Raw genomic sequence first — 21,875 nt, 5'->3', positions numbered from 1 at the left:
CCCTCTTCCCGCTTGCGGCAGAGCAATCGCATATGGACAGGTTAGCCCCCCATCCGTCCTTTCACAGTTTCGCTTCGCTCAACTGTTCGAGTCCACCTTCTCCCCGCCCCTTCGATAAACTCAGGACGGGGCGAAGGGGTTTGACAGGATCGGCCCCCTCGCCCCGCTTGCGCTGAAGTGAGGGCCAGTCACATGGGCGCCGATGTAGAAGCACATGCCTGATCTGCTGACGGATCGGGATTCAATCCCGCTTCGGGATATTGAGCCCTCGCTGACTTGCCGGCCGCGCAAGGGCACGGTCGAGCCAGCTCATGACCGCAGGGAAGCTTTCGAACTCGAGGACTTCACGGCCGCCATAAAAGACATCGACACCGCGGACCCATGGGAAGGTGGTGATGTCGGCAATGGTATATTCATCGCCCATGATCCACTGGCGCCCCTGCAGACGGCCCTCCAGCACGCTCAACAGGCGCTTGGCCTCGTCGCGGTAACGCTCGACCGGATAGGGGTTGTTGGCGACCTTTTCGGCCGCGAATTTGAAGAAATGACCGAACTGGCCGAACATCGGACCGACGCCGGCCATCTGGAAGAAGACCCATTCCATGGTCTCGTAACGCCCGGCTGCATCGCTCGGGATAAGTTTACCGGTCTTTTCTGCAAGATAGACCAGGATCGCGCCCGATTCGAACAGACCGATCGGCTTGCCATCGGGGCCATCGGGATCGATGATCGCGGGAATGCGGCCGTTCGGATTCAGCGAAACGAATTCCGGCGACTTCTGATCATTGGTGCCGAAAGAAACCAGATGCGGCTCATAGGGCAGACCAAGTTCCTCGAGCGCGATCGAAACTTTCACGCCGTTCGGCGTCGGCAGCGAATAGAGCTGGATGATATCGGGATTGCTGGCGGGCCAGCGCTTCGTAATCGGAAACGAGGAGAGATCGGCCATGGGATTTCCTTCCAAAGATCATGATTTCGCGAACAAATTTGCGCCACCATATCCGATATGGAGCCGATGGGAAGAGCGTGCAGCAAGCACCATTGTTCAATGATTGTGAACTAATTGTGTGCAGTTGTTTATCTTTTCAAGCGCCCGAAAATCACGAATATCTGCTTCAGAAATTGTCGCCACCCGATCCGAACGAATTTACTGGAGATCGTCATGTCCAATACCAACAACATCATCATTCTCGTGGCGCGCATTCTGCTCGCCTTCATGTTCATCTTTGCCGGCTTCGGCAAGCTGTCCGATCCGTCCGGTACCGCCGGCATGATCGCCGGCGCCGGCCTGCCCGCTTCGACGCTGCTGACCTATGTCGCCGGCGCCTTCGAATTCATCACCGGCGTCTGCGTCCTCATCGGCTTCCAGGTCCGCATCGTCGGCTGGCTGCTTGCTGCTTTCTGTGTCTTCACCGGCGTCGTCTTTCACCTGCCGACCGTCAACGTTCCGGATTTCCCGGCCGCGGCCAATGGTTGGATCAACGGCCTGAACTTCGTCAACTTCCTGAAGAACGTCACCCTGGCCGGCGCCTACATCATGCTCGCCACCAACGGCGCAGGTGTTTACTCGGTCGACGCACGCCGCGGTGCCTACGCAACCGCCTGATTGCCACAGACTTCCCGAGACAAAAGGCCCGCCGGAATTCCGGCGGGCCTTTTTTCGTGAATGGGAAACTCAAAGATCAGAGCGCGCTACGCACGGCCGAAATGATGCGCTCGACCATCGCATTGCCCTCGTGGCTCTCTTTGCGGGCGCGCACGAGGCAAGCCTCGGAACGTAGGATGATGCCATCCGACAGGACCTTCAGATGGTTCGCCCGAAGCGTTGAGCCGGTGGAGGTGATGTCGACAATGATATCGGCCGAGCCGGCAGCAGGTGCCCCCTCTGTCGCACCGAGGCTTTCGACGATACGGTAGAGCTGGATGCCGTGCTGGCTGGAGAAGAATTGCTGCGTCAGCCGCCAGTATTTCGTCGCAACTGTCAGCCTGCGGCCGTGACGGGCGCGAAAATCGGCTGCAACATCGCCGAGATCGGCCATGGTGTCGACATCGAGCCAGATATCCGGCACCGCAACGACGACATCGGCATGGCCAAATCCAAGTCTTGCGCAGAACTCGACGCGGCGATCGGCCTCCGCCATGCCTTCACGTACGAGATCTTCGCCGGTAATGCCAAAATCGACACTGCCATTGCCGATCTCGCGCGAGATTTCAGAAGCCGACAGGAAGGCGATCTCAACGCCTTCCAAGCCTTCGACGCGGCCACGGTAGGAGCGATCATTGCCGACGGCGACGATGCGCATGCCGGCACGCTCGAAAACAGCCGAGCAATCGTCCTTCATCCGGCCCTTGGAAGGAAGTGCTATCGTGATGGTCATCAGGCCGCCCTCGCAGTTTCGATGCGGTCGAGCCAGAGCGCGAAGCCGACAGCCGGAATGTGACCCTTGGCACCGAGCAGGGTCATCAGCCGGTCGAAGCGGCCGCCACCGGCGAGCACGGCGCTCGAACCTTCCACCGTCACTTCGAAAACGAGACCGGTATAGTAATCAAGTGGGCGACCGAAGGCGGCGCGATAGTCGATCTTCGCGGTATCGACGCCGGCATCGGCCAATGCTTTGACGCGGGCATCGAAATTCTTCAAAGCCGGGCCTAGCTCCAGCTCTGCCGCATCGGCGAAGCCGGCCAGCGCGGCGGAAGCATCTGCCAGCGGCACGCTTAGCGACAAGAACTCCTCCAGTACACGGAAGGCGGCATCATCGAGCCGCGTTTCCGACAGGACCAGCTTCTCACGAAGGCGGCGAGCGATTTCCCGCGGCGAGCGGCTGGCATTGGTGGAATAGCCGGTCGCCTGCATGGTGGCGTCGATATGCCTGACCAGCCCCTGCTCGTCGCCGCGGTTGAGGAAATCGAGCACATGCGCATCGAGCCCGGTGACCGGCTGCGGGCTTGCGAGATGCGCCAGCAGGGTTTCGAGCTGCATCATGTTGCCGAAGGCATGGATCAGCCGCTTTTGCCAGCCTGTAGGCAGGCCGAGCGCCTGGACCACGGCCTCGAACACGGCCTGATCGCCCAAGGTCACCGAAAGCGGCTTGCCGGGGACCAGGCGGCTTAGGATACCGATAGCGTCGCCAACGGCACGGGCGTCGGCCCTTGCCGTATCGTTATCGCCCAAATCCTCGATGCCGGCCTGATAAAACTCATGGCCGCCTTCGCGGCGCTGACGAAAAATCTCGCCGAGATAGGAATAACGCTTCGGCGTGCCGGTAGCGGTTTCGATATGCCGCAGACAGACGGGGATCGTGAACTCCGGGCGCAGGCAAAGGCTGGCACCGGTTTCGCTTTCGGTCATGAAGATGCGCCGGCGAAGATCTTCGCCGGCCATATCGAGAAAAGGTTCGGCTGGCTGGATGATGGGCGTATCCACCCTCTCCGTTCCGCGAACGGAGAATTCGTCCAGCAGATCGCCGGCAAAATCCGGGAGGTTGATCAGGGGCATCAGCCCGCCCTCTTCCGGTCTTCCGCCTGCGCCGCCAAGATAGCCTTGACCTTCTCGATCAACTCGGCTTCCGGCACGGTTTCCTGCGCGACACGGGCCTCCCGCCAGCTGGCATTGTCCTCGATCTCGCCGGAAAGGCGCTTGCCCTCGATCAGATCCTTGATCTGGACGACGCCTTGGGCGCGTTCGTCGCCACCCTGGATGATGGCGATCGGGCAGCCGCGGCGATCGGCATATTTCAGCTGATTGCCGAACTTCTTCCAGTTGCCCTGGAACATCTCGGCGCGGATGCCGGCAGCACGCAGCAGCTGCGTGAAGCGCTGGTAGCGTCCCATTGCATCGACATCGCCATCCATGACGGTGACGAGCACGGGCTCGATCACCTCTTCCGTGCCGAGTTTGCCGAGGTTCTTCAGCGCCGTCATCAAGCGGGAGACGCCGATGGAGAAGCCCGTCGCGGGAACCGGCTGGCCCATGAAGCGCGAGACGAGCCCATCATAACGGCCACCGCCGCCGACCGAGCCGAAGACGACCTTCTCGCCCTTCTCGTTGATTACCGGAAATGTCAGCTCGGCCTCGAAAACAGGGCCCGTATAGTACTCGAGCCCTCGCACGCAGGAGGGATCGATCTTGATACGGTCTGCATCATAACCGGCCGCACGTATCATCGGCTCCAGCTGTTCGGTAAGCAGGTGGACGGCATCATCATATGGCAAATGAGACATTCCGCCGAACTCATCTGGAACGCCACCAGTCTTGAGCGTAACCTGATCAAGTACCTGTTGAAGGCTTGGAACAGTTGAAGACGTCACCACAGCAAGGACGGCTTGGATCTGCCAATCCGCAAGGCCGGCACCTTTGGTGAAGTCGCCGGACTCGTCCTTGCGGCCGAGGCCGAGCAGCAGCGCCACGCCTTCCGGACCGAACTTGTCGAGTTTGTCGATGGCGCGCAGCACGTTGAGCCGCTGGGCGGCCTTGTCATCGCCGCCGAGGCCGATCGCCTCAAGTACGCCGTCGAGAACCTTGCGGTTGTTGACGCGGATCACATAGTCGCCGCGCTTGATACCCAACGCCTCCAGCGTATCAGCCATCATCATGCACATCTCGGCGTCTGCCTGCACGCCCGGCGCGCCGACGGTATCGGCGTCGAACTGCATGAACTGGCGGAAACGGCCCGGACCCGGCTTTTCGTTGCGGAAGACGTAGCCGGCGCGATAGGTGCGATACGGAAGCTGGATCTCGTTGAAATTCTCGGCGACATGACGGGCAAGCGGCGCCGTCAGGTCGTAACGCAGCGACATCCATTGCTCGTCGTCATCCTGAAGCGAGAACACGCCCTCGTTCGGCCGATCGCTGTCGGGCAGGAACTTGCCAAGCGCATCGGTATATTCGAACAGCGGCGTTTCGACAGGATCGAAACCATAATGCTCATAAACGGCCCGGATCTTTGCGGTCATCTCGTTGACGGCGCGAATGTCGCTGGCCGAACGATCGACAAAGCCACGCGGCAGGCGGGCCTTGAGCTTCTGCGGTTTCTTTTGTTTGTCGCTCATCTCTAGGGTAATCCGGTACGGGAACAGTCGCGGTTAACTAGCGGATTGGGCTGAGTGCGGCAAGGATTGTTATATGTTAGCGGCCGACAAAACCGAGAAAAGCCGGGGAAGGCAGCATAGGGAACCATGCCACACGCAATCGTTTTCAAATGCACGGATAACAGCGCCGCTCCGGTTCTCAATCTCTGGCGGGAGGCGAGCCGGTTCGAAAGCATTCCATCGATGCAGGCACTGAACTACCCGCCGCATCTGACATTTGCGGTCTATGAGGACCTTGCCGTGTCCTTGCTTGTCACGGCGGCTCAGAAGGCCTTCGCAAACGTGCCACCGTTATCGGTCGAATTTTCCGGGATCGGCCATTTTCCAAACGAGATGCTGGTGCTCTGGGCGCGTCCGGCGGACGATCGAGTTCTAAGAGAGATACATCGCGCCATTCACGACGAGATAGACCCAGCCTTTTGTCATGAGCATTCCCGCCCGGATCGCTGGCAGCCGCATTGCACCATCGCGATGAAAATCCCCGCAAGCGCGGCTGAAGAGGCGCTGACATGGGCGGCGGCAAAGGAGGCTCGGTTCACACTGAGCTTCGATGCGGCGGATTGCATCAGCTTTCCACCCGTCGAAATCATAAGGCAAGTCAAACTGCTGCCTTGATCGGCTTTCAATGTCCAGACGATGCAATTTGCGCTTGCCTTCGCGGCGGCTGCAGCTAGGTTCGTGTTCATGCGCTTACTTGCGATCCTGACGATGATGATTGCCTGGCTGTTCTACTGTGCCATGCCGGCGCTGGCGAACTGTCCTAGCTGCGATTCCGTCACCGCGATGCCCGCCGCATCGACCATGAGCATGCACGGTGGCATGGCCGATATGCCTGGCATGGCCGCCCATGGCGACATGCCGCAGCATCGAGAAAAGAAGCCGGAGAACCCTTGCGCCGGCGGCATGGCGCATGTGGCGTCCTGTGCCGCCTGTCTGGCTCTGACTCCGACACTTGCGATCGAAAATACCAAGAACGCATTCTCGTATCCGGCGCCGTCTTCCGGCCAGCGCCTTGCCGATTCACGTCCGCAGCCGACGCCGCCGCCACCCCGTTTCGCCTGACGATCATCTGCATTCCTTTCACGAGCGGCTGTCCGCTCAAATCCAGATACCGTCCAGAAACGGAAAGGACACTTATGTCTACCTCAAAATCGCTGATCCTCGCCGGCGCGTTCGCCTTCGCCTTTAGCCTTCCTGCCTTTGCCGACGACATGTCGGGCATGGACATGAGCAAGCCCATGGGCGACCAGGGCGCCTCCAGCAAGGCGTTCAACGATGCCATGGGCAAGATGCACAAGGACATGATGCTCAACTACAGCGGCGATGCCGACACGGATTTCGTCCGCGGCATGATCCCGCATCACCAGGGTGCGATCGACATGGCAAAGATCGAGCTGAAATACGGCAAGGATCCCGAGCTGCGCAAACTGGCTGAGGGCGTCATCACTGCACAGGAAGCCGAGATCAAGGAAATGAAAGCCTGGCTGAAGAAGCACGGCAAGTGAACCATACGGTAAATGGGAGGCGGCATTCGTGCCGTCTCTCTCACTGCTCCCTATGCAATTTGAAGACGCTATCCAGCCAATCGGAAACGGCGCGGATGCGAACGAGCTGACGAAGCTCGGCATGAATAAGCAGCCACATCTCGCGCGCCGGCGGATTTCTGTCGCCGCTTTCGACGCGGCAAAGACCTCCCGCATTCTCGGCCATGATTTTCGGCAGGAGCGCACGCCCTAATCCTGCAACCGCAGCCTGGAGCAGAGCTTCGGCATCATTGACCGCAAGCGGGCTTGAACAGCCTGACTTTTCCGCCTGCGTAGTGATCCAGCGGGCATGCGGCAAATGCGCCATCGCCTCTTCATAGATGATCCAAGGCAAATCTTCCGCATGCCTCTCCTTCCCGGTAGCGACATAGATGGCATAATCCAGCGTCGCGATTCGCCTGGCGACGACTTTGCCGTTTGTCATATCGGCAGGTCTTGCGAGGCGCAGTGCCATGTCCGCCTCACGTCGGGTCAGATTGAGATTTCTGGGATCGCCGATGAGTTCCAATTGCAGGCCGGAATGCTGCGCCAGCAGGCTGGGCAGCGAGGGGACCAGCAGCCGACTGATGAATGACGGCGCTGCGGTAAGCCGGACCTTGCCGAGCGCCATGGGATCTGCCGCATCCAACGCGCTCGACAGCGCCATGACTTCGGCCTCCATCGCCTCGGCCTTCGCCACCGCGATCTCGCCTGTCGATGTCGGCGACAAGGTGCCGCCGGTATTGCGCGCAAACAGGGTCGTGCCTAGGCGTTTCTCCAGAATGCGCAGTCGGCGACCGACCGTCGTCGCATCCGTGCCAAGCGCTCTTCCGGCAGCGGCAAAGGATCCACCTCGCGCGAGCGCCAGAACGTGACGCAGGTCATCCCAATCGATATCGTGCAATTTTGCAGCTCCTAACAGCAAACTTACCGCGTGTAACAGCATTATTGCAGCCATAGACTGGAAATATCCAGCAAGGAGATGACGATGACCCTGTTCGCAGTTCTGTTTGAGGACGATCAACAAAACGCCGCCGCGATCCGCAAGGAGTATCTGCCACGGCACTTCGCTTTTCTGAAGGCGAATGCCGCCTCCATCAGAACGGCCGGACCGCTCAGTCGGGAGAGTGACGCTTTTGCCGGCGGCCTGTGGCTTGTGGAAGCGGAGACCACCGATGCTGTCGACCGTCTGGTAAAGGAAGATCCATTCTGGTTGGCAGGCCTGCGCAAATCCGTGCAGGTCTTCAGTTGGAACCAGGTATTTGCGGAGGGCGCGCTCCTCTAACCGGAGCATCGTCACATCCTCAGCCCATGATCGCAGGCAGACGCGCGGCGAGCAGGTCGATGACCACGCGCATCTTCAGCGAAAGCTGCGGCACCTGCGGCCAGACGGCATAGACGTTGACGGGTCGGCTGGAAACATTGAGTACCGGCATAAGCTTGCCTGCGTGCACATAATCCCGCACCAGCCAGCAGGGGAGCCAAGCAATACCCATTCCGGCGGCAGCCGCATCCGCAATGACCTCCAGGTCATCAAGGCGCAATCGCGTCTGCGGAAAATAGTCGACGGCCGTTCCATCGCCCTGCAGGAAGGTCCATCTCTTGGCCTCCCCCGATCTCGCATAGACGACAAGATCGTGGCTATCGAGGTCGGCAATGATCTGCGGCGTACCTCTTGCAGCAAGATAATCCGGCGAGGCGCATAGCGTCATGCGATGGAGGGCGATCTTGCGCGCGGCGAGGCCGGCTTCGTCCCGCAACACGCCGTTGCGAATGGCGAGATCGAAGCCCTCGTCGAAGAGATCGACCACGCGATCACTGAAGGAAAGATCCAGTTCAAGCTTGGGGTGAATGCGTGCCAACTCCAGCAGCAGCGGTGCAGCGCAGCGGCGACCGAAAAGGACAGGCATCGAGATACGAAGACGTCCGGTAACCTCACGCTTACCCGATTCCAGCATGGCTTCGCCGGACTGTATCTCGTCCAGCGCCCGGCGGCAGCGCTCGTAAAAGGCTTGCCCTTCGTCGGTGAGGCTCTGCATGCGGGTGGTGCGGTGAAACAGGCGCACATTCAGGCGCCGTTCCAGTTTGGCGATGGTCTTGCCGATCGCCGAGCGAGACAGGTTCATGCGGGTCGCCGCGGCCGAAAAACCGCCAGCTTCGACCGCCTCCACGAATTCGGGAATGCCGTTGAGCATGTCATTCATGATGATTGCTTCCTTTGGGGAACCAGTACGCGGAAATAATATCGCCACTGGCGATCAGAAAGCAACGATATGCTTCCGTTCATTGCTTCCAATTTCTCTCAGGAGATCATGATGACCAAGACCATGAAGCGCTGGACCCTCGATACTGTCGCCGTCGGCGCTCCCTTGAACCTCACGGAAACGGCGATTCCCACACCTGCGCGCGGCGAAGTGCTGGTGCGGGTGAAGGCCGTTTCTCTGAACTATCGCGACAAGCTCGTTCGCGAGATCGGCATGGGCCTGCCGCTCCAATTTCCTTTCGTGCCGGCTTCCGATATGGCAGGCGTCGTCGAAGCGGTGGGAGACGGCGTGACCAGATTTGCCGTTGGCGACCGGGTCATTTCGACCTTCCATCCCGGCTGGATCGATGGCAAGCCGCTCGGTGACGCCCGTACACCGCCCTACAAGACGCTGGGTGGCTTCTATCCCGGCGTGCTCTCCGAATATGTTGCCATGTCGGAGGACTGGCTCGTATCATCGCCGCAAAGCCTCGATTATGCCGAGGCAAGCACGCTGCCCTGCGCCGGCCTGACGGCTTGGTTCGCGCTGGTGGAGCGCGGCAAGATCAAGCCCGGCGACACGGTGCTGGTGCAGGGAACGGGCGGCGTGGCGCTGTTCGGCCTGCAGATTGCCACTGCCCAGGGCGCCGAGGTCTTCGTAACCTCGTCGGGGCAGGAAAAACTCGGGCGGGCCAAGGCGCTTGGAGCCCATTACGGCATCGATCGGAACAAGAGCGATTGGGTGGAAGAGGTCTATCGCCTCACCAACGATCGCGGCATCGACCATATCATCGAAATCGCCGGCGGACCGAACCTCGGTCAGTCGCTGAAGGCGGTTGCGCCGCAGGGCCGGATTTCCGTCATCGGCGTCCTCGAAGGCTTCGACATTTCCGGTCCTGTGGCACCGCTGCTGCTGAAGTCTCCCACCGTGCAGGGCATCAGCGTCGGCCACCGCCGCTCGCTCGAGGATTTCGTGCGTGCGGTCGACAGCATCGGCCTGAAGCCCGTCATCGACCACCGCTATGGGCTCGGCGAGGCGCCAGCCGCCTTCGATCATCTCGATCGCGGCCCCTTCGGCAAGATCGTCATAGAGCTATGATAGCAGCCGGGCCGCTGCCAAAAGCGGCGGCCCGGCCTCTGCAAAAGATATCAGGCCTTCGGCTCGAAGGGCTGCGGCACGCGCTGCGCGCTCTGGCGGGCCAGCATCCAGCCGGGATATTCGGCCGGAAGTGCGCTGACGTCATCGAGCCTCGCGATATCCTCGGCATCGAGCTTCAGCCTGACGGCCGCCAAGTTCTGATCGAGCTGGTCGAGACGCTTGGCACCGATGATGATGCTGGTAACGAAAGGCTTCGCCAGGATCCAGGCAAGCGCCACGGTAGCGACGCTGGTGCCATGCTTTTCCGCCACTTCGCGCATGGCGGCAACGCAGGCCCAGGCGCGGTCCTTGTCGACGGGCGGGAAGTCGAAACTGGCACGCCGCCCCTCGCCATTGCCGGGAGCGCCTGGACCATACTTGCCCGAGAGCAGACCGCCGGCAAGCGGCGACCAGACCATCAGCCCAAGCTTTTCCTCGGCCATGACAGGCACGATTTCACGCTCAAGATCGCGGCCGGCGATGGAATAATAGGCCTGCACCGTTTCGAAGCGGGCGAAGCCACGGCGTTCGGAAATGCCGAGCGCCTTGGCGATGCGCCAGGCCTGCCAGTTGGAAACGCCGACATAACGCACAAGACCGCGCGAAACGAGATCATCCATCGTCCGCAGCGTCTCGTCGATCGGTGTTACGATATCCGTACCATGGATCTGATAGAGATCGATATGATCGGTCTGAAGACGATCCAGGCTGGCCTGCACCGAGTCCATGATATGGCCGCGCGAGGCGCCGCGATCGTTCGGCTTATCGCCCATGACGCCATAGACCTTGGTGGCGATGACGACATCCTTGCGAGGAACGCCGAGGTTCTTCAGGGCTTGTCCAAGCAGCTTTTCGGAATTGCCGAAGGAATAGACGTCGGCGGTGTCGATGAAATTGACGCCGGCGGCGAGCGAGCCTTCGACGATCTTGTCGGCCAGCGCCTGGTCGACATCTGCGATCGAGCCCCAGGGAGTGTTGGGATTGGCTTCACCGAAGGTCATCGTACCCAGGCAAAGTTCGGAAACGAACAGCCCGGTATTGCCGAGTTGATTGTAACGCATGGAGAAATTCCCTTGTGGTCAGCCGGAAGATGCTTCCGGCCGGTGAATGCATATCTTTTGGCTATGATTGGCCTCGGCATGGCAGCCGCTATCGGCGCTGCCCTGGAGAGGTCACGAGACAGTCATCGACGCCCGGCTCTGGCTCCGCGGCAATCGAGACAACAACCACATAATGCACTGGAAACCATTTTCAACGCGAGACCTCCCGCCGATCACGATGCGGTTACCGGCACGCGCTCTTGCTTCCGGTCCGCTGCGGGATAGACTCATCCATCATACAATGCGCAGAACGGACATACCGATGACGCAACGTCCCCTAACCACGATCGGCTTCGATGCCGACGACACGCTGTGGCAGAACGAACAGTTCTACCGGCTGACGGAGCTGCAATTTACCGATCTTCTCGCCGATCACGCCGCAAGCGACGTCATTTCCGCGCGGCTATTGGAGGCTGAAAAGCGCAACCTCAGACATTACGGCTTCGGCATCAAAGGCTTCACCCTCTCGATGATCGAGACGGCGATCGAGATCACCGAAGGCAAAGTGCCCTCGACCATCATCGCCCAGATCCTCGACATCGGCCGCGATCTTCTCGCCCATCCCGTCGAGACCCTGCCATATGTGCGTCAGACGCTGGAGGACCTGTCGGGCAAATACCTGCTGGTGCTGATCACCAAGGGCGATCTCTTCGATCAGGAGCGCAAGCTCGCCCAATCCGGTCTCGGCGACCTCTTCGATGCGGTCGAGATCGTCTCGGACAAGAACGCCTCCACCTACCGCCGGATTTTTTCCAAGGTGGGCGACGGGCCCGAACGGGCGATGATGATCGGCAATTCCCTGAAATCGGATATCGTGCCGGCGCTTGCAGCCGGAAGCTACGGCGTCTTCGTACCGCACGAGCTTACATGGTCCTTCGAGCATGTGGAGGAACCGACCGAAGCGCCGCGTTTCCGCAAGATAGCCCATCTCGGCGAGCTACACGGCGTGATCGAAGCGTTGCAGTAATCCCTACTGTCCCTGTTTCGAGCGCGGCGGAAACAGCATCGGTCCCTGATCCTTCTGCTGATCGGCGGGCGCCTGCTGCGCGGCGGGCGGATTGGGATCGATGAGGATCTCGTAAGGCGCACCGAGGCCACGCCGACGAGTGACGCGCGAATAATAGGGCTTGATCAGCCAGGTCGTATCCTCGTTGACGGTGACATCGGCCGTATTGCCATCCTCGTCCGTACCGAAGAAAGATTCATCCTCGCTCGACGACAGATCGAAGATCGCCATATAGGCATATTTGCTTTTCGAGCTGAAGGTGATCCGCACATGCTGGCCCTTCTTCAGCGGCAGTATATAGACCTTGCCCTTGCCGAACTTCGTCCAGCCCGTCAGCTTTTCGAGGACCGCGGGAAGGCTGATCTTCTCCACTTTTTCGCCGCGGTCGAGCTGCGGCAGCTGCTGGGCGGCATCCTCGGCATGAGCCGCTGCGGAACCAAACAGCGCAAGCGCCGCCATGGAAAGGCCAAGAAGCGCCGCCCTCATGGCCGCACCAATGCGCATCGCATCGCCTCCACCTCTTTCCGGCAGTAGCAGCCCTCGATGTGGTCGTTGACCAGGCCCATGGCCTGCATGAAGGCATAAACCGTGGTCGGGCCGACGAAGGTCCAGCCGCGCTTCTTCAGATCCTTCGAAATCCGCACGGAAGCAGCCGTCGTCGGATTGGCGCGAAGATGCGCAAGATCGAAGACTTCGGGCCGCTCGGCAGCGGTCGGCTCGTGGCTCCAGAAATAGCGGGCGAGCGATCCGAATTCATCGCGCAGCTCGATGGCGCGATTGGCATTGTTGATGGTGGAGACGATCTTGCCGCGATGGCGGATGATGCCGGCATCGGCAAGGCAGCGCTCGATATCCGCTTCGCCGAACTTGGCGACCTTCTCGAAATCGAAGCCGGCAAAAGCGGCGCGGAAATTCTCGCGCTTGCGCAGGATCGTCAGCCAGGACAGACCCGACTGGAAGCCTTCGAGGCAGATCTTCTCGAAGAGCCTGATGTCATTGACGACCGGACGGCCCCATTCCTCGTCGTGATAGCGCTGATATTCCGGCAGATTACCGTGCCAGAAGCAGCGGTCCTTGCCATCTTCGCCGGTGATGATGCCCGTGTCGGCCATTTTCGCGATTCGTCCCTATTTCAGCGCGCGCTACCGGAAACCGGTATGCAAATATCGGATAAAACCAGATCAATCAAACGCTTAAAATCGTAAGCACATTTCGACGATCGCGCATTCCGATTCCAGATTTACCACTTGCAAACCATCTTTCCAAACCAGGCGGTAACCCTGATAAAGCTTTATCGGCTTCGCGGCATTTTGATGAATAGATGTTTACCATTCGCTCGCGTGCAAGTGGCACCATGGTTTCGACCGGGTGCCTTCGCGCCCATCTTCGGCCCATGTAGAGAGTTTGTCCGATGATGAAACATGCCGTCCTGTTTGCCGCGGGCGCCTTAAGCCTGCTTGCCTCAACCGCCTTTGCCGACGATCGCTATCAATCGCGCCCGCCCGTCATCGTCAGTCCCGATCTGACCGCCCCCTGGGTGATGCAGCTTGGCGGCGGCAATGTGCAGCCGGTCGTCTATCCCCGCCCGATGGCGCGCCGCGCCGCCGATCCCAGAATGGAGCAGCCGGCCAATCCGCAGGTGCGCCAGGTCGTGCAGCCGCGCGGGCTGTTCGCGCGCCCGGTCGTTCAGCAGGTTGCCATGGCCCGCCCGCGGTACCCGGCAATCCGTGGCCAGATCGACCCGCAATTCCTGCCGCAGATCGTCGACTATCAGACCAAGGAAAGACCCGGCAGCATCGTCATCGATACCAACAACCGCTTCCTCTACCTGGTGATGGATGGCGGCAAGGCACGCCGCTATGGCGTCGGCGTCGGCAAGCCCGGCTTCGAGTGGGCCGGCGCTCATACCGTCACTCGCAAGCAGGAATGGCCGGATTGGACGCCGCCAGCCGAAATGATCTCCCGCGAAGCGGCCAAGGGCCACTATCTGCCGGCGCATATGGAGGGTGGCGAAGCCAATCCGCTCGGCGCCCGCGCCATGTATCTCGGCTCCACGCTTTATCGCATCCACGGCACCAACGCGCCCTGGACCATTGGCAGCGCCGTTTCCTCCGGCTGCATCCGCCTGCGCAACGAAGACGTCATCGACCTCTACAACCGCGTTAAGGTCGGCACTCGCGTCATCGTGATGTGATCGAGAACAGCCTTTTGGACCTGCGCGGCGATACTGCTTATCGAAAGCTCAGTATTCGCCGCGCCTGAAAGGCCTCCACTATAGTTCAGACTATAGTCTGATCCGCGATAGAAGAGAGGGAGGTTCTTCCAGGCCTTTCTGCCTATCGGGTATTTTGATCTTGATCCCTTCGTCGGTTCCGGTAGTTTCCTACCGACTTCAACGAGGGAATTCCATATGAGAGCAGCACTATCGGTCGTGGCGACAGGCGTCGTTGCGGCGTGTCTTCTTGCAGCATCGAACGCAGCAGCCTTTACCGCTTCCACGCCCTATGCGGCAGCACCGACCACGCGCGGCGATGTGGTCCGGGTCGCCGTGGAACCGCAAGGCCAGGTCAAACCGCAATTCCAGCGGCGCATGGTGCGGCTTGCGACGAACGAAGCGCCAGGCACCGTCATCGTCGACACCAACAACAAGTATCTCTACCTCGTCGAAGGCAATAATCGCGCAAGGCGCTATGGCATCGGCGTCGGCCGCGATGGCTTCGGCTGGTCGGGCGTCGTCAAGGTCGGCCGCAAGGCGGAATGGCCGGGCTGGACGCCGCCGCCGGAGATGATCGTTCGTGAAGCCAAGAAGGGCCGCAAGCTGCCGGCCTATCAGGAAGGCGGCGAGGACAATCCGCTCGGCGCGCGCGCCATGTATCTCTATCGCAACGGCAATGACACCGCCTTCCGCATCCACGGCACCAACCAGCCTTGGAGCATCGGCCTCAACATGTCCTCAGGCTGCATCCGCATGATGAACAAGGACGTGATCGATCTTTACGAACGCGTCCCCGTCGGCACCAAGGTCATCGTGGTCGGCCCCGGCAACAAGCAGGGCGAAGTCAGCTATCAGGATCGCGGCGTCGATGTGCTGCGGACCCTGTTCGGCGGCTAAGGGGAGCGATATCTCCTCGCCCCAATTCGAACATCAGTTTACGGGCGTTCTAGACCGTGGCATGACATCGATCATGCGGATCGAGGACGCCCGTTTCTCGGAGGATGCGCCATTCCGCGCCAAGTGACACGAATGCCGGTGTTGCATCAGTGTTACAGCCTCAAATTTATCGTCCCGACCCGCCGCAAAACGGCTTATTCCCTTCAGTTTACCGTCAGTTTTCCCGCCTAAGCCGGGCCTGCGCCCCTATGACTGCAATAGAAGTGTCACGGAAGCGCGCTTAGATGGCAGCACTTTGGCATTCGGGGATTTCATATGCATCGTGCAGTTCGCATTACGCAGCCGGCGCTTGCCGCACTTGCTATTTCAGCATTCATATTCGCCGCCAATTCTGCCTCTGCAGAGATGCAATTTTCCGCCTATGGCGGCGTGCAGGGTGCAACCGGCAGCAACGTGACCACATCGGACGGGGCCGATTTCGACCCGAACTGGTCGGGCAAATCCTTCAAGATGCCTCCCTATTTCGGCTTCCGCGGCATCTGGTGGCTTGATGAGCTCGACAAACCGAACTGGGGCGTGTCGCTGGATTACTCGCATGCCAAGGTCTATGGCGATCTCGGCAACACGCCCGGCTGGTCGCACTTCGAGTTCACCGACGGCTTGAACATGCTGACACTGAACGCGCTCTACCGCTTCCAGGACCCTGCCCGCAACTGGACGCCCTATGTCGGCCTCGGCGCTGGTATCAACGTGCCGCATGTGGAAGTCACCCGCGCCTCCGGCCGCACCTTCGACTACGAATTCGGCGGCGCTTCTCTGCAGGCACAGGCCGGCGTCAGCTACCAGATCTCCAAGCACTGGTCGACCTTCGTCGAATACAAGGGTAACTATAACTTCGTGAACGATGTTTCGATCGACAGCGGCAACACGCTGAAGACCAAGGTCTTCACCCACGCGCTCAACTTCGGCGTCTCGTTCAACTTCTGAAGCCGGATCGGCCAAACTTCGCGATCGATCCCCCAAACCGGTTCAGGCGCGGGGGATTATGTGCTATATTCCAGCACATGAGCTTTTCCTATTACAGATGCGACTGGATCCATCCGGAAAGCGAGGAGCCGGTCATCGTTTATTACGAGGTCGACATCACCGGCGATGTTCCCCGGCTTATCGACGTGTTTGCCGATGGTCGCCGGCAATGCATGTCGGTTGTCGATTTTACTGCAGTGGGACATGAAATGCGGCGGATCACCAGCCTCGTCGAAGGCTCGTTTTACGATGGTATTGTCGGCCTGGTGGATGGCATTTTCTTCGAGGAAGGGCAGGACCGCATCAGCATGACGCGAATTGCCGCCGATCGGTTCGAAGTCGAATGGCAGGCTCATCGCCTGCCCACGCCGGACAAGCTGCATTAATACGCAATTCCGGACGGAAAACCGCTCTGCACTTTTCCTGCAATTGCTCTAAGCAGCGGCCGGCTGCAGGCCCTTCAGCTTCGCGGGCATCTCGCCACCATAGGCCCAGTCCAGCAGCTCCACCGTATGCAGGATGGGAATGCCCGTTCCCGTCGCGATCTGCGTGATGCAGCCGATATTGCCTGTGGCTATGATATCGGCCTTCGTCGCCTCGATGTTCCTGACCTTGCGCGCCTTCAACTCTGCCGAAATTTCCGGCTGCATGATGTTGTAGGTGCCGGCCGAGCCGCAACAGAGATGTCCCTCTGCCGGATCGCGCACTGTGAATCCGGCCGCCTTCAATAGCAGTTTCGGCGCCATCGTGATCTTCTGCCCATGCTGCATGGAGCAGGCGGAATGATAGGCGACCGCGATGCCGCGCGGCATATGCGAGGGAAGATCGAGACTTGCCAGATATTCGGTGATGTCCTTGGCAAGCGCCGAGACCCTTGCCGCCTTGTCGGCATAGGCGGGATCGAGGCGCAGCATATGCCCATAGTCCTTGATCGTCGTGCCGCAGCCCGACGCGGTGATGATGATGGCGTCGAGCCCTCCGGCCTCGATCTCGCGCAGCCACACATCGACATTGGCGCGGGCGGCGCCAAGCGCCTGTTCCTCGCGCCCCATATGATGAACCAGCGAGCCGCAGCAGACCTCCCCCTCCGGCACGACGACCTCGACACCGAGGCGCGTCAGCAGGCGGATCGCCGCAGCATTGATTTCGGGATCGAGCACCGGCTGAGCGCAGCCCGTCAGGATCGCCACACGACCGCGCCGCTCCGCCTGTGGCTCGTAGAGTGCGGGTTTGGCAAAGGTAGATGGTGCCGGGATGCTGCGGGGCGCAAGATCGAGCATGGCGGCGAAAGGCTTAAGCGCCGGAACGCGCCTCAACAGACCCTTGAATGGCCGGCCGAGGTTTGCGAGCCGCAGGGCCAGCCGGAAACGGCTGGGATAGGGCAGCACGGCTGCCAGCACATTGCGGGTCAGCCGATCCATCAGCGGTCGCCGGTAAGTATTTTCGATATGGGCCCGGGCGTGATCGACCAGATGCATGTAGTCGACGCCGGAAGGACAGGTGGTCGTGCAGGCAAGGCAGGACAGGCAGCGATCGATGTGCGTTACCACCTCGGCATCGGCGGCCCGGCCGTTTTCCAGCATGTCCTTAATGAGATAAATGCGGCCGCGCGGGCTATCGAGCTCATTGCCGAGCGTCACATAGGTGGGACAGGTGGCGGTGCAGAAGCCGCAATGCACGCATTTGCGAAGGATCGCCTCTGATTCGGCCACATGCGGATCGGCAAGCTGTTCGGGCGTGAAATTGGTTTGCATCAGGCTTCCCCTACTTTCGCGCCAAAGGATGGGCGATTGCTAGCTCCTTCGTACAAAGCCCCCTCATCCGCCCTGTCGGGCACCTTCTCCCCGAGGGGAGAAGGAGTTGGCGACACCGCAACTCCTTTATCGTCGACGGTGAAAAGCCACGCAGAATTGGGTTGTCCCCTCGCCCCCACGGGGAGAGGGCTAGGGTGAGGGGGTAACCAGCCAAAGACTCCATCCGCATCAACCCATCTTCCCCGGATTGAAAATTCCCGCCGGATCGAACTTTTCCTTCACGCGCGCAGACAGCAGCGCCACGGCTTCGGATTGCGGCTGGAACGCCGCTGTCGTCGCGCGGTGGGCCGGGGTGGCGCGCATCAAGGTTGCGTGCCCACCGCCGAGCGCGTGAATATAGCGCCTGAGCATATCGCCCTCCGGCTCCGCTTCCATGCGCATCCAGACAAGACCGCCCTGCCAATCGTAATAGGCATCGACGCCCTCCTCCAGGCGAAGGGCCGCGACAAGCTGGTGGCCGATGCTGGGGGCGACGGATGCCCGCCAGATCGGGCGCATCGTGCCATCGGCATAGGGTTTCACATCGCGGATCTCTCGCCAGAGCCTGCGGCTGACGTCCTCTTCGAGACGTTTGACGGGGCCGAGCCGGCCCATCGCTGCGGCCAGCTTTTCGGCCCTCACCGTGACGGAACCGGGAAGGCCCTCAATGCGCAGCACTGTCGCCTCCCCTTGCGGCATCGTGCCGTCGATGAAGGACCAGGCGACGGTCAGCGGCAGATGGGCGGCACCCGATACTTCGAGCGGCAGGGCCATGGCCGCCGCCATGGCATTGGCGGCCTCCGCATCGTTGAGGCCGGAGACAACGATCGTTTCCTCCGTCTTCGGCTTCGGCGGCACCCGGAAGGTCACCTCGGTCAATAGGCCGAGCGTACCGTGCGAGCCGGCCATCAGCTTGGCAAGATCAAGACCGGTGACATTCTTCATCACCCGCCCGCCGGCCTTGACGATCTCACCCCTGCCGTTGACGAAGCGGACGCCGAGCAGGCTGTCGCGCGCGGCACCGCTGACGAAACGGCGCGGGCCGGAGACATTGGCCGCGAAAATGCCGCCGATCGTCGGCTCGCCTTCGGTCGCCATCAGTGGCCTATGATCCATAGGCTCGAAGGCCATCATCTGGCCGGCCTCTGCAAGAGCGGCCTCGACCTCCGCGACCGGCGTGCCCGCACGCGCGGTCATGACCATCTCACCCGGATTATAGGCGACGGTGCCGGCAAGATCGCGCGACGACAGAACCGCTTCGGAGGCGACCGCGTTGCCGAAGCCGGACCGCGTGTTGCCGCCGACGATCGCGAGAGCCGCGCCACGCTCCGCATGATCGCTGATGATGGAGGCGGCTTCCTCCTCCGTTCTCGGATGAAACTCGGTCATGCGGCGTTGCGTCCGTCGAGCGGGAAGACCTTGGAAGGATTGAGGATCCAGTCGGGATCAAAAGCCGCACGGACCGACATCATCTGAGCGAGATCGACATCGGCATATTGGTGCCGCATCAGGTCGCGCTTCTCGATGCCGACGCCATGTTCACCGGTGAGGCAGCCGCCGGCATCGACGCAGAGCCGCAGGATGTCGTTGCCGGCCGCTTCCGCCTTGGCCGCCTCTTCGGGGTCATTGGCATTGAAGAGGATCAGCGGATGCATGTTGCCATCGCCGGCATGGAAGACATTGGCGACGCGCAGACCGTAGCCGTCGACGATCTCACCCGTCTTTTTCAGCACATAAGAGAGCTGACTGAGCGGCACGGTTCCGTCCATGCAGATATAATCGGCGATGCGTCCTGTGGCGCCGAAAGCGGATTTGCGGCCTTTCCAGATCAGGGCCGCCTCCGTCGCCGACTGGCATTCGCGGACCGTCTTGACCTGATGGGTCCGGGCGATAGCGACGATGCTCGCAAGCATGTCATCCATTTCCGCCTCCGACCCCTCCACCTCAACGATCAGCAAGGCCCCTACATCGAGGGGATAGCCGGCTTTGGCGAAGGCTTCGCAGATCTCGATCGCCGGCTTGTCCATGAACTCGATCGCGACTGGCACGATGCCGGCGGCGATGACATCGGCGACACAGGCGCCTGCTTCTTCGGAACTGTCGAAACCGAAGAGCACCGGCCGGGCACCTTCCGGCTTGGCGATGAGCCTGACCGTCGCCTCGGTGACGATGCCGAGCTGGCCTTCGGAGCCGCAGACGAGGCCGAGCAGATCGTAGCCCGCCGCATCCAGCGCCTTGCCGCCGAGATCGATGACGGTGCCGTCGGTCAACACCAGCTTGACGCCAAGCAGATTGTTGGTCGTGACGCCATATTTCAGGCAGTGGGCGCCGCCGGAATTCATACCGATATTGCCGCCGATGGTGCAGGCAAGCTGCGAGCTCGGGTCGGGCGCGTAGAAGAAGCCATCGGCCGAGACGCTTTCGGAGACGTGCAGGTTCGTCACGCCTGCCTGCACGGTCGCCGCGCGATTGGCATAATCGATATCGAGGATGCGGTTCATCTTGGAGAGCCCGAGAACGACGGCATCCTCCTGCGGGATGGCGCCGCCGGAAAGTGAGGTGCCAGCGCCGCGCGGAACGACGGGAATGCCATAGCGATGGCAATATTTCATCACGGCCGACACTTCAGCGGTCGAACGCGGCAAGGCGACGGCGAGCGGCAGGCGGCGATAGGACACGAACGCATCGGTTTCGAAGGGTACGAGTTCGCGCGGCTCGTGGATCAGGCATTCCGGCGCGAGAAGGTCGGTGAGATCGGCGACGATAGCGCTGCGGCGAGCCAGAACATCCGCACGCGGCTCCAGAAATGAAATGGCCTCAGCCATACCGTCCTCCTTCTGCATCCGATGTCGGACGCAGCCCCTTTTAGCGCATTACAGCCTTAGCGCTTTCCCAGGTTTGGAGCAAATGATAAGCATTTATTCCAAAACGGGAAATAATCGTGCATGACCAATTTAGGAGATCTCGAAATCTTCGCCAGCGTCGTCGCAACGGGCAGCATGTCGCTGACCGGCCGCGCGCTCGGTTTTTCGCCCGCCGTCATTTCCAAGCGCATCAAGCGGCTCGAAGACAGGCTCGGCACCCGACTTCTGCAGCGCACGACGCGGCAGATTTCGCTGACGGAGGCCGGCCAGGGTTTCTACGACCGCGTGCTCGCCATTCTTGCCGGCCTGGAAGAGGCGGAAGCCTATATTGCCGGCCGCTCCTCGCAGATGCACGGCACGCTGAAGATCTCCGCCCCGACATCCTTCGGACGATTGCATATCGCGCCGCATCTGAAATCCTTCATGCAGGCCCATCCGGACCTCGCAATCAATCTGGTGCTGAGCGACGAGTTCGTCGATATCGTCGGCGGAGGCTTCGATCTTGCCATCCGTATCGCCGAGCTCACCGATTCCAGCCTCGTCGCCCGCAGGCTCGCGCCGGTGCGCCGAGTGCTCTGCGCGTCACCTGCCTATATTGATGCGCATGGCATGCCCGAGGATATCGAGGATTTGCGCCGTCACACCTGCCTCCCCGCGCACAATCACGATCCCTGGCGGCTCGACGGTCCGCAGGGCAGCCTGACGTTCCGGCCGGAGGGCAGGCTGATCACCAATTCCAGCGAGGTTATCCGCGAAGCGGTCATCGCCGGCCTCGGCATCGCCCTGCGCTCGACCTGGGATATCGGCCCGGAGCTGCGCAACGGCCGACTCGTTCAGGTCCTGCCGGCCTATGAAGGCTCGCACAATGTCACGCTTTCGGCCGTTTACCCCAGCCGACAGTTCCTGCCGGCAAAAGTACGCGTTTTTATCGATTTTCTCGCGGAACTTTATGGCCCCCTTCCCTATTGGGAGCGATGAGAACC

The 21,875-nt window shown here is 60.9% G+C and carries 24 protein-coding genes; 12 read left to right on the top strand and 12 right to left on the bottom strand.

Features of this window, described 5'->3' with window-relative positions:
- Positions 1–241: 241 nt before the first annotated feature.
- Positions 242–949 carry a glutathione binding-like protein gene (locus FHT84_RS17085; protein ID WP_112344403.1) on the bottom strand — a complete coding sequence of 236 codons (708 nt, stop codon included), beginning with the start codon at positions 947–949 and terminating at the stop codon, positions 242–244.
- Between the two features lie 213 nt (positions 950–1,162).
- Here FHT84_RS17085 and FHT84_RS17080 point away from each other — a divergent pair, with 213 nt between their 5' ends.
- The gene (locus FHT84_RS17080; protein ID WP_112344402.1) at positions 1,163–1,606 is read left to right on the top strand and encodes a DoxX family protein; all 444 of its coding nucleotides are present in this window, start codon (positions 1,163–1,165) and stop codon (positions 1,604–1,606) included.
- Between the two features lie 76 nt (positions 1,607–1,682).
- Here the strand turns inward: FHT84_RS17080 and hisG are convergent, their stop codons facing one another.
- Genes hisG through hisS form a run of 3 tightly spaced genes read right to left on the bottom strand, consistent with a single transcriptional unit; the run spans position 1,683 to position 5,049 of the window.
- A complete protein-coding gene (gene hisG / locus FHT84_RS17075) occupies positions 1,683–2,378 on the bottom strand; it encodes an ATP phosphoribosyltransferase (protein ID WP_112344401.1) in 696 nt (231 codons plus the stop codon).
- A complete protein-coding gene (locus FHT84_RS17070) occupies positions 2,378–3,496 on the bottom strand; it encodes an ATP phosphoribosyltransferase regulatory subunit (RefSeq protein WP_112344400.1) in 1,119 nt (372 codons plus the stop codon). Before FHT84_RS17070 ends, hisG begins: the two co-directional genes overlap by 1 nt.
- Positions 3,496–5,049, bottom strand: coding sequence for a histidine--tRNA ligase (hisS, locus tag FHT84_RS17065; protein WP_113250969.1), 1,554 nt, complete (start codon positions 5,047–5,049; stop codon positions 3,496–3,498). The genes FHT84_RS17070 and hisS overlap by 1 nt, the downstream gene beginning before the upstream one ends.
- Positions 5,050–5,175: 126 nt before the next feature.
- Here hisS and FHT84_RS17060 point away from each other — a divergent pair, with 126 nt between their 5' ends.
- The 3 genes from FHT84_RS17060 (at position 5,176) to FHT84_RS17050 (ending at position 6,593) form a co-directional block, all read left to right on the top strand.
- Positions 5,176–5,703 carry a 2'-5' RNA ligase family protein gene (locus FHT84_RS17060; protein ID WP_113250970.1) on the top strand — a complete coding sequence of 176 codons (528 nt, stop codon included), beginning with the start codon at positions 5,176–5,178 and terminating at the stop codon, positions 5,701–5,703.
- Between the two features lie 69 nt (positions 5,704–5,772).
- Positions 5,773–6,150 (top strand): hypothetical protein, encoded by a 378-nt coding sequence (locus FHT84_RS17055; protein WP_112344422.1) that lies wholly within the window; start codon positions 5,773–5,775, stop codon positions 6,148–6,150.
- 74 nt (positions 6,151–6,224) lie between these two features.
- A complete protein-coding gene (locus FHT84_RS17050) occupies positions 6,225–6,593 on the top strand; it encodes a DUF305 domain-containing protein (RefSeq protein ID WP_112344397.1) in 369 nt (122 codons plus the stop codon).
- Between the two features lie 40 nt (positions 6,594–6,633).
- On the opposite strand, the gene FHT84_RS17045 is transcribed toward FHT84_RS17050, so the two are convergent.
- Positions 6,634–7,515 (bottom strand): LysR family transcriptional regulator, encoded by an 882-nt coding sequence (locus tag FHT84_RS17045; RefSeq protein WP_245430450.1) that lies wholly within the window; start codon positions 7,513–7,515, stop codon positions 6,634–6,636.
- A gap of 78 nt (positions 7,516–7,593) precedes the next feature.
- Here FHT84_RS17045 and FHT84_RS17040 point away from each other — a divergent pair, with 78 nt between their 5' ends.
- Positions 7,594–7,896: a YciI family protein gene (locus tag FHT84_RS17040; protein WP_245430449.1), complete on the top strand. Its 303-nt coding sequence runs from the start codon at positions 7,594–7,596 to the stop codon at positions 7,894–7,896.
- Positions 7,897–7,915: 19 nt separating this feature from the next.
- Here the strand turns inward: FHT84_RS17040 and FHT84_RS17035 are convergent, their stop codons facing one another.
- The gene (locus FHT84_RS17035; RefSeq protein ID WP_112344394.1) at positions 7,916–8,815 is read right to left on the bottom strand and encodes a LysR family transcriptional regulator; all 900 of its coding nucleotides are present in this window, start codon (positions 8,813–8,815) and stop codon (positions 7,916–7,918) included.
- Positions 8,816–8,926: 111 nt separating this feature from the next.
- Between FHT84_RS17035 and FHT84_RS17030 the strand changes: the two genes are divergently transcribed.
- Positions 8,927–9,952 (top strand): NAD(P)-dependent alcohol dehydrogenase, encoded by a 1,026-nt coding sequence (locus FHT84_RS17030; protein ID WP_112344421.1) that lies wholly within the window; start codon positions 8,927–8,929, stop codon positions 9,950–9,952.
- Positions 9,953–10,002: 50 nt separating this feature from the next.
- On the opposite strand, the gene FHT84_RS17025 is transcribed toward FHT84_RS17030, so the two are convergent.
- Positions 10,003–11,052 carry an aldo/keto reductase gene (locus FHT84_RS17025; RefSeq protein ID WP_112344393.1) on the bottom strand — a complete coding sequence of 350 codons (1,050 nt, stop codon included), beginning with the start codon at positions 11,050–11,052 and terminating at the stop codon, positions 10,003–10,005.
- Positions 11,053–11,353: 301 nt separating this feature from the next.
- On the opposite strand from FHT84_RS17025, the gene FHT84_RS17020 reads away from it, so the two are divergent.
- A complete protein-coding gene (locus tag FHT84_RS17020) occupies positions 11,354–12,058 on the top strand; it encodes an HAD family hydrolase (protein ID WP_113250998.1) in 705 nt (234 codons plus the stop codon).
- 3 nt (positions 12,059–12,061) lie between these two features.
- On the opposite strand, the gene FHT84_RS17015 is transcribed toward FHT84_RS17020, so the two are convergent.
- Positions 12,062–12,556, bottom strand: a complete 495-nt coding sequence (locus FHT84_RS17015; RefSeq protein WP_246698555.1) for a hypothetical protein — start codon at positions 12,554–12,556, stop codon at positions 12,062–12,064.
- 23 nt (positions 12,557–12,579) lie between these two features.
- Positions 12,580–13,209, bottom strand: a complete 630-nt coding sequence (locus FHT84_RS17010) for a DNA-3-methyladenine glycosylase I (protein ID WP_112344392.1) — start codon at positions 13,207–13,209, stop codon at positions 12,580–12,582.
- 299 nt (positions 13,210–13,508) lie between these two features.
- Between FHT84_RS17010 and FHT84_RS17005 the strand changes: the two genes are divergently transcribed.
- The 4 genes from FHT84_RS17005 (at position 13,509) to FHT84_RS16990 (ending at position 16,621) form a co-directional block, all read left to right on the top strand.
- Positions 13,509–14,291, top strand: a complete 783-nt coding sequence (locus FHT84_RS17005; RefSeq protein ID WP_112344391.1) for a L,D-transpeptidase — start codon at positions 13,509–13,511, stop codon at positions 14,289–14,291.
- Positions 14,292–14,507: 216 nt separating this feature from the next.
- A complete protein-coding gene (locus FHT84_RS17000) occupies positions 14,508–15,209 on the top strand; it encodes a L,D-transpeptidase (RefSeq protein WP_112344390.1) in 702 nt (233 codons plus the stop codon).
- 315 nt (positions 15,210–15,524) lie between these two features.
- Positions 15,525–16,196 carry a porin family protein gene (locus tag FHT84_RS16995; RefSeq protein WP_183763233.1) on the top strand — a complete coding sequence of 224 codons (672 nt, stop codon included), beginning with the start codon at positions 15,525–15,527 and terminating at the stop codon, positions 16,194–16,196.
- Between the two features lie 77 nt (positions 16,197–16,273).
- On the top strand, positions 16,274–16,621 hold the full coding sequence (locus tag FHT84_RS16990; protein WP_112344388.1) for a hypothetical protein: 348 nt from the start codon (positions 16,274–16,276) through the stop codon (positions 16,619–16,621).
- 48 nt (positions 16,622–16,669) lie between these two features.
- On the opposite strand, the gene glcF is transcribed toward FHT84_RS16990, so the two are convergent.
- From glcF to FHT84_RS16975, 3 genes are all read right to left on the bottom strand, one after another.
- Entirely contained in the window at positions 16,670–17,989 is a 1,320-nt protein-coding gene (gene glcF / locus FHT84_RS16985; RefSeq protein WP_112344387.1) for a glycolate oxidase subunit GlcF, read from the bottom strand.
- A 228-nt stretch (positions 17,990–18,217) separates the two neighbouring features.
- Positions 18,218–19,417, bottom strand: a complete 1,200-nt coding sequence (locus FHT84_RS16980) for an FAD-binding protein (RefSeq protein WP_112344386.1) — start codon at positions 19,415–19,417, stop codon at positions 18,218–18,220.
- Positions 19,414–20,853, bottom strand: coding sequence for an FAD-linked oxidase C-terminal domain-containing protein (locus FHT84_RS16975; RefSeq protein ID WP_112344385.1), 1,440 nt, complete (start codon positions 20,851–20,853; stop codon positions 19,414–19,416). Before FHT84_RS16975 ends, FHT84_RS16980 begins: the two co-directional genes overlap by 4 nt.
- Positions 20,854–20,973: 120 nt before the next feature.
- On the opposite strand from FHT84_RS16975, the gene FHT84_RS16970 reads away from it, so the two are divergent.
- The gene (locus FHT84_RS16970; protein WP_112344384.1) at positions 20,974–21,870 is read left to right on the top strand and encodes a LysR family transcriptional regulator; all 897 of its coding nucleotides are present in this window, start codon (positions 20,974–20,976) and stop codon (positions 21,868–21,870) included.
- Positions 21,871–21,875: the final 5 nt, after the last annotated feature.

The sequence above is a fragment of the Rhizobium sp. BK289 genome, from assembly GCF_014193575.1.
In the GTDB taxonomy this organism is placed as follows: domain Bacteria; phylum Pseudomonadota; class Alphaproteobacteria; order Rhizobiales; family Rhizobiaceae; genus Rhizobium; species Rhizobium tropici_C.
This window is presented reverse-complemented; position numbering and strand designations above follow the sequence as displayed.

What these genes read in the sequence shown, in the direction of transcription:
- FHT84_RS17085 (WP_112344403.1), bottom strand. Translation starts at nt 949, where the DNA reads ATGGCCGATCTCTCCTCGTTTCCGATTACGAAGCGCTGGCCCGCCAGC.
- FHT84_RS17080 (WP_112344402.1), top strand. Translation starts at nt 1,163, where the DNA reads ATGTCCAATACCAACAACATCATCATTCTCGTGGCGCGCATTCTGCTC.
- hisG (WP_112344401.1), bottom strand. Translation starts at nt 2,378, where the DNA reads ATGACCATCACGATAGCACTTCCTTCCAAGGGCCGGATGAAGGACGAT.
- FHT84_RS17070 (WP_112344400.1), bottom strand. Translation starts at nt 3,496, where the DNA reads ATGCCCCTGATCAACCTCCCGGATTTTGCCGGCGATCTGCTGGACGAA.
- hisS (WP_113250969.1), bottom strand. Translation starts at nt 5,049, where the DNA reads ATGAGCGACAAACAAAAGAAACCGCAGAAGCTCAAGGCCCGCCTGCCG.
- FHT84_RS17060 (WP_113250970.1), top strand. Translation starts at nt 5,176, where the DNA reads ATGCCACACGCAATCGTTTTCAAATGCACGGATAACAGCGCCGCTCCG.
- FHT84_RS17055 (WP_112344422.1), top strand. Translation starts at nt 5,773, where the DNA reads ATGCGCTTACTTGCGATCCTGACGATGATGATTGCCTGGCTGTTCTAC.
- FHT84_RS17050 (WP_112344397.1), top strand. Translation starts at nt 6,225, where the DNA reads ATGTCTACCTCAAAATCGCTGATCCTCGCCGGCGCGTTCGCCTTCGCC.
- FHT84_RS17040 (WP_245430449.1), top strand. Translation starts at nt 7,594, where the DNA reads ATGACGATGACCCTGTTCGCAGTTCTGTTTGAGGACGATCAACAAAAC.
- FHT84_RS17035 (WP_112344394.1), bottom strand. Translation starts at nt 8,815, where the DNA reads ATGAATGACATGCTCAACGGCATTCCCGAATTCGTGGAGGCGGTCGAA.
- FHT84_RS17030 (WP_112344421.1), top strand. Translation starts at nt 8,927, where the DNA reads ATGACCAAGACCATGAAGCGCTGGACCCTCGATACTGTCGCCGTCGGC.
- FHT84_RS17025 (WP_112344393.1), bottom strand. Translation starts at nt 11,052, where the DNA reads ATGCGTTACAATCAACTCGGCAATACCGGGCTGTTCGTTTCCGAACTT.
- FHT84_RS17020 (WP_113250998.1), top strand. Translation starts at nt 11,354, where the DNA reads ATGACGCAACGTCCCCTAACCACGATCGGCTTCGATGCCGACGACACG.
- FHT84_RS17015 (WP_246698555.1), bottom strand. Translation starts at nt 12,556, where the DNA reads ATGGCGGCGCTTGCGCTGTTTGGTTCCGCAGCGGCTCATGCCGAGGAT.
- FHT84_RS17010 (WP_112344392.1), bottom strand. Translation starts at nt 13,209, where the DNA reads ATGGCCGACACGGGCATCATCACCGGCGAAGATGGCAAGGACCGCTGC.
- FHT84_RS17005 (WP_112344391.1), top strand. Translation starts at nt 13,509, where the DNA reads ATGATGAAACATGCCGTCCTGTTTGCCGCGGGCGCCTTAAGCCTGCTT.
- FHT84_RS17000 (WP_112344390.1), top strand. Translation starts at nt 14,508, where the DNA reads ATGAGAGCAGCACTATCGGTCGTGGCGACAGGCGTCGTTGCGGCGTGT.
- FHT84_RS16995 (WP_183763233.1), top strand. Translation starts at nt 15,525, where the DNA reads ATGCATCGTGCAGTTCGCATTACGCAGCCGGCGCTTGCCGCACTTGCT.
- FHT84_RS16990 (WP_112344388.1), top strand. Translation starts at nt 16,274, where the DNA reads ATGAGCTTTTCCTATTACAGATGCGACTGGATCCATCCGGAAAGCGAG.
- glcF (WP_112344387.1), bottom strand. Translation starts at nt 17,989, where the DNA reads ATGCAAACCAATTTCACGCCCGAACAGCTTGCCGATCCGCATGTGGCC.
- FHT84_RS16980 (WP_112344386.1), bottom strand. Translation starts at nt 19,417, where the DNA reads ATGACCGAGTTTCATCCGAGAACGGAGGAGGAAGCCGCCTCCATCATC.
- FHT84_RS16975 (WP_112344385.1), bottom strand. Translation starts at nt 20,853, where the DNA reads ATGGCTGAGGCCATTTCATTTCTGGAGCCGCGTGCGGATGTTCTGGCT.
- FHT84_RS16970 (WP_112344384.1), top strand. Translation starts at nt 20,974, where the DNA reads ATGACCAATTTAGGAGATCTCGAAATCTTCGCCAGCGTCGTCGCAACG.